The following is a 5,449-nucleotide window of genomic DNA, read 5'->3' on the forward strand; positions in this document are numbered from 1 at the left end:
TACAATTGCTAGGGAACTCATAAATCATAAGTTAGGGTGAATCCGACTTCTAAACTCTAAACCTAAACCCTGTCTACTGTCTAGAACGAAATAGCCCTGATGGAGTGAGGATGGTTTGTTGGCAATTAAAGAATCGGCATCGGCTGAGCTTATTTTCTTGGGAAGTTCGTTTGCAGGTTCGCTCGTTTCTTGTTGTATAAGGTTTTCTACTTCGTCGTCTGTTGCTTGGTATGGTAAAGGTTTTGGAGTTGCAATTCCCGGAAGACGCGAGGGTGCAGCAGGAGTAAGTCCGGGATTGACTAGGGGCGATTCTTCTATTAAAGATTCGATTGGGTTGATGCCTGACATGACTTCACTCCTGTTTTAAATATTACAAGTTTGCTGGTATTATTGTTGGCTGTTCTGCTTGGGTATTCGGATACTTTATTAGTTAAAAAATGCCTGTTTTACGGAAACTGCAAATTTGGTGAAACCGACTGTGTTTGTGGGCATCTGAATCAGCGCAGCGGTGGTTTTAGACTAATTAATTGATCGCCCTCATATTTCGTTCAAGATGAATGCGTGAATTCGGGTTTGAATTAATTGTGAGGTGCTTGGTTTTTTTTAGTTGAGAAACTTTTATTAATGACAATCTTCCGTTCTTTTCGGCAGCAGGTCAATCAGGGAAATTACTGATTTTTTTGTTCTATCTGGCACTGGGGGACTGACAGTGTTCGTAGCAAGTTCATGGCAGCAAATATGTGAAGGTTGCTGCTCTTGTTAGTTAGTTTTACTGGTAAATTGTGCTTAACTTGTTGAAGTTTTACGGGTTTTTATGAAAATAATGTGCTTGACTCAGCAAAAATACTGAGATTGTTGTAGAGTCGTATTTTAAGCTTCGTCAAATCTATTGGGTTGAAATTACGCAAAAACTCTGCGATCCTCTGCACGCGCAGCGTTTTCAGGCGCAGAAATCTTTCTCGGTGTCTGGTTCGATCAATATGAGTCGCCTATACCCGAATACGCTTGGGTTAAGAAGCTAATTGCTCCGCGTACACGTCAGTTAATTGAGAACTGCCATAGTCTCTGCGATTGCAACGCTCGTGAGCTGGCAATGACAAGATTTGTTAACTAAACCTAAACCGTATTGGTTCATACTCTGCGTAATACCATTTTGACAAAAGATTGCTACACAATAAATGTTTTGTTTGTTTACAATGATCCTGTAAAGACAGGTGCGTATCTGTTAAATTGTCGATTTTTTTTTAAGGATTGTTGATGGCGACCAACCCTGTAATTACTCAAATATTAAATCTTAAATCGACTGATGCACCCTAGGATAACTGTAGCAGTCGATTACTCGTTCATATTCTTGTAAGTAGCAACCGCCGAAGGTGAACTCCGGTTTAAATAACGGAATATCCAATACTTAAATACCGTATCCAAGATAACTGGAAACGTCGCAATAAACAGAAAGATAAACTGCCTATTTTCTGGTAGTCCCAAATGCCTCGACAAACCTTCGAGAATTATTTCCCAACCGTGTGGCGAGTGGAATCCGACAAACACATCCGTAAACAAAATAATTACGAAAGCCTTTGCACTGTCGCTAAGTCCGTAAACCACATCATCCATGAAAGATTTTAAAACCTCAATCTCTCTCTTGTTAGTGATGAGAATCACGGCAAAGGCAATCACGGAAATTAAATCGGCAAAAATATTTTTAATTGCTCCACCGCTTTCTTTGCGGTATTCCTCCGCTAGCTCAAGTGCTTTTTCGGCAATCTTTTTTTCCTTTTCCTCTGGAGAAAGTGGCGGCGCTATGCCAATTAAAATGTCAAATTTGAGATGATGCTCAAATATCTCCAGTTCTTTTAAAGCTTCTTCTTCCAGGTCAACATTGATGAATAAAGGAGCATTTTGCTTGACTCGAAAGTGGTCAACTACTGGCCCGACTACAAAGTTTTTGGAAATTTGATTTGTTAACAGGGGAACTAAAATTAAAATTAAAATAAATCTTAGAGAAATAACAGTTTTTATTTTAGAATTTCGGAAATTTCTAACTACGTCTTTTTCTGCTTGCGGGTCTAATTCTTTAGTAATTCGATTCAAGGTTCCTAAAAGCGATCGGGGTAATAAATTTACCTCTTCAGAACTCGTGTCAACTTCACCATTAGTTTGATTGAAATTAACTAATCCTTTATTTGGGTGAAGTTGAGAACTGCTTGTAGATTTCGCCTGCACGTTTACCGAACTGACAAGTGGGACGATCGCTGTTGATTTACTATTATTAATATACTTGTCCATGACTCCATCAATAAACTCTAGCTTCTCGAATACCAGGGACGATCGATCTTTAGCGTCTAAACCCAATCGTGGGTGGCGATCCGGGCTGTGTCCCGCCTGCGGTTTTGCGCCCACGCGATCGGGCAATTCCAAAAAAGAACGGCTAGCATTAAACTCAACCATTCTGGTTTGGATGACCTTGAGGTATTTTTGCAGTTCGGATTTAAAGTAAGACAGGGTGCTGTGTCCGTAATCGGACGATCGCTCGGAGATGCCTTGGCCGCCAAAATGCTCATCTTCGATCGCCTTAATTGCTAGCGCAGCATCGTAAGCCTGTTCTAGTGCCCTTTCAGGCGTTTCTCTATACCACTGGTGAGCGCTGTAGAGATATTTTACAAACCTGTTCCACAAAGAAGTATTCATAGCTGGAGCCGATTAGTTAGTAGCAGACATTAGTCATTAAAGTATTGATGGTATGGTAACAAATTTAAATAAACTAAAAACCGCTGCCACAGATTCTATTTGGATTGTAGGAGGCGCCCGCAGTGGCAAAACCGCTCGCTTAGTCGAGCAGTTCTGCCTGTGGAGCAAAACAGTCAAGCCTTTGCCCGCAAACGTTTCAAGCCGCGGGCGTTCCGGGCGCTGGCGGGCGGGACAAACAGCCCCAGCAATCTTAGTCTTAGCAGCTAATGGGGACAACCGGTTGGAATTGGCCGATCGCATCGCCATAGCTACCCAAGGAAAATATGCCTTTCACTCCACAACACCGTTCGGTTTTTTTGAGCAGGAAGTATTGCTATTTTGGCCGCTGCTGTTGCAGTCGCTAGATTTGAAGGCTCAATTTCCCCTGCGGCTGCAACCTGAAACAGAATTGGAACTTGCAGCCAGACTCTGGCGTCGCGAGTTAGACGAAGGGATTTTGCAACAAACAGGGGTAAGTCCAAATCGCATGGTGCGTCGAACTCTAGACTTATTACAACTTGCTGCTGTCAGCGGTACGCCCAGAGAAGAAATTCCCCACATTCTCCAACAGGGATTTGCCGCTGGTGACGGCTCGAATAGCCTGTGGACTAGCATGGGAGAGTTGCTCGAAAGGTGGCGGGAATGGTGCTTGACGCGGGGGCTGCTGACTTACGGGATTGTGTGCGAACTCTACTGGCGCTATTTGTTGCCAAATGTCACTTACCAGCAGCAGTTGGCTTCTAGATATCAAGCTGTCATCGCCGATGATGTTGACGATTATCCGGCCATCAGCGGTCATTTGTTCGATCGAATGCTCGACACAGGCGCAGCGGGGGCCTTTTCCTACAATCGGGATGGAGGAGTGCGTTTGGGTTTGGGGGCTGACACGGAATACCTCGCCCGACTCGAAAGCCGCTGCGGAAGCGTGGAAAATTTGGACGCAAAAGCCGGTTTATCCTCAGAGATTGGGGATTTAGCCGTAAGTTTGGCAGTGAATTCTGAGGGTTTTTATCCTTTAGGCTTGAGTTTACCAGGCTCGGTTCGATCGCTCGAAACCACTTCTCGGGCGCAACTGCTGCGAGAAACCGCCGAAATTATCGTGGATGCGGTGAAGTCAAAAGCCGTGGAAGCGCAGGAAATCGCCGTAGTTGCTCCTGGGATGGATGCGATCGCCCGTTACAGCTTAACGGAAATTCTCGCCCGAGATGGTATCGCGGCCGAATCCCTCAACGATCAGCGTCCCCTATCGACTACGCCAGAGATTCGAGCTTTGCTGACTTTGCTAGCGTTGGTTTATCCTGGACTAGGCCGTTTAGTCGATCGAGACGCCGTAGCCGAAATGCTAGTAATTTTAGGCAGCCAGAAACACCGGGAATTGCCGGAAACAGCAGAAGATAACCCCACTTTCAATCTAAAATCTAAAATCCAAAATCTAAAATCGATCGACCAAGTGAGAGCAGGTTTAATTGCCGATCACTGTTTTTGTCCCGATCTCGATCGACCTCAACTGCTGGAAATTACAGCCTTTCCCCGGTGGGACAGAGTGGGACACCGAGCAGCTTTGGCCTACGAGCAAATTGTAGAGTGGATCGAACAACAGCGATCGCAACAACAGGAGCGGCTGTTACCCAGTCCCATTGCGCTGATCGATCGAGCGATCCAGAAATTTCTCATCAACGACAGATATCTGCCGTTCGATCGGCTAGCAGCCCTGCGAGAGTTAATGGAAACCGCCGCCCACTACTGGGAAATACACGCGCGAATGCAGCGTGTAGAACCCACAAACGGGGGCGACTCAGAAACGATCGCCAGGTTCATCCAGTTGTTGCGCCAAGGAACCGTCACCGCCAACCCGTTTCCAGTCCGTTCCCAAGGCCCAGAAGCCCAAGCCGTCACCCTCGCCAACATCTTCCAGTACCGCAGCAGCCGCCGCGCCCACAAATGGCACTTTTGGCTGGATGCCGGTTCGCCCCTATGGCTGAGCGGCGGTGCGGCGACTTTGTTTGGTGCACCCTTATTTGTGCGATCGCAATTGGGGCGTCCCTGGGGAACCGAAGACGAAACGGCCGCCGACCAACAGCGACTGCGGCGAATTCTGGTAGATTTGTTAAGTCGTTGTTCCGTGCTTTACCTTTGCCACAGCGAACTAGCCGTCAACGGCCAAGAGCAAACCGGGCCGCTTCTGCCTCTAATTAACAGCTCTGTTTCTTGTGAACAGTCAGTTTAAGACATTGGGCAACAGGCAGGAAAGAAAATTATGAATCAAAGATTTTCATTTTTTCTCTCTTTGGATAGATACTCCGGCTTGACTCGCAGTGTGACTTCTAGATGCGATCGAAATTGGGCGAGATAAAAGTGTACCCAAAACAGGCATCAAAACGTGCAATCATTAATATTTTTAGCTCGAAAGATACCAGAGTTTAAAAATATCTATAGGCCTTGCAATTTTGATTTAGTATGCTATAAATGAGCGAGATTATAAGAAATACCCTGAAAACCCTGCGACAAAAGTCCAGGGATGAAAGGGCATTGCAGGATTTATCCTGCCAGTTAAATATTTACCAATTCTAGTAAAATAAATCAAGGAGGGTAAAAAAAGATGTACGCAGTACAAAGAGACCTGTGGCATTTAACAGGACTCGACAAAATCATTGTCGAGCAACTGTTGAGGTGGTCAAACAATCTGTTTAATGTCGGGACTTACGAAAGTCGGCAACGGTAC

Annotated in this window: 3 protein-coding genes and 1 pseudogene; 2 read left to right on the forward strand and 2 right to left on the reverse strand. The window is 45.4% G+C overall.

Annotation, left to right across the window (positions count from 1 at the left end; all coding sequences use genetic code 11):
- Nucleotides 1-24 precede the first annotated feature (24 nt).
- Both JGK22_RS32370 and JGK22_RS32375 read right to left on the reverse strand, forming a co-directional pair.
- On the reverse strand, nt 25-348 hold the full coding sequence (locus JGK22_RS32370; RefSeq protein ID WP_293208990.1) for a hypothetical protein: 324 nt from the start codon (nt 346-348) through the stop codon (nt 25-27).
- 987 nt (nt 349-1,335) lie between these two features.
- The gene (locus tag JGK22_RS32375) at nt 1,336-2,688 is read right to left on the reverse strand and encodes a proton extrusion protein PcxA (protein ID WP_293208988.1); all 1,353 of its coding nucleotides are present in this window, start codon (nt 2,686-2,688) and stop codon (nt 1,336-1,338) included.
- A 52-nt stretch (nt 2,689-2,740) separates the two neighbouring features.
- On the opposite strand from JGK22_RS32375, the gene JGK22_RS32380 reads away from it, so the two are divergent.
- Together JGK22_RS32380 and JGK22_RS33405 are read left to right on the forward strand one after the other, a co-directional pair.
- Nucleotides 2,741-4,954, forward strand: a complete 2,214-nt coding sequence (locus JGK22_RS32380) for a recombinase family protein (RefSeq protein ID WP_293208985.1) — start codon at nt 2,741-2,743, stop codon at nt 4,952-4,954.
- Nucleotides 4,955-5,326: 372 nt separating this feature from the next.
- Nucleotides 5,327-5,449 (forward strand): annotated as a pseudogene (locus JGK22_RS33405) (RNA-guided endonuclease TnpB family protein); the annotation flags it as partial.

The organism is Microcoleus sp. PH2017_08_TRC_O_A (assembly GCF_020738665.1).
GTDB lineage: Bacteria > Cyanobacteriota > Cyanobacteriia > Cyanobacteriales > Microcoleaceae > Microcoleus.

Bases quoted from the DNA above. Each gene is read 5' to 3' on its own strand.
- JGK22_RS32370 (WP_293208990.1), bottom strand. From the start codon at position 348: ATGTCAGGCATCAACCCAATCGAATCTTTAATAGAAGAATCGCCCCTA.
- JGK22_RS32375 (WP_293208988.1), bottom strand. From the start codon at position 2,688: ATGAATACTTCTTTGTGGAACAGGTTTGTAAAATATCTCTACAGCGCT.
- JGK22_RS32380 (WP_293208985.1), top strand. From the start codon at position 2,741: ATGGTAACAAATTTAAATAAACTAAAAACCGCTGCCACAGATTCTATT.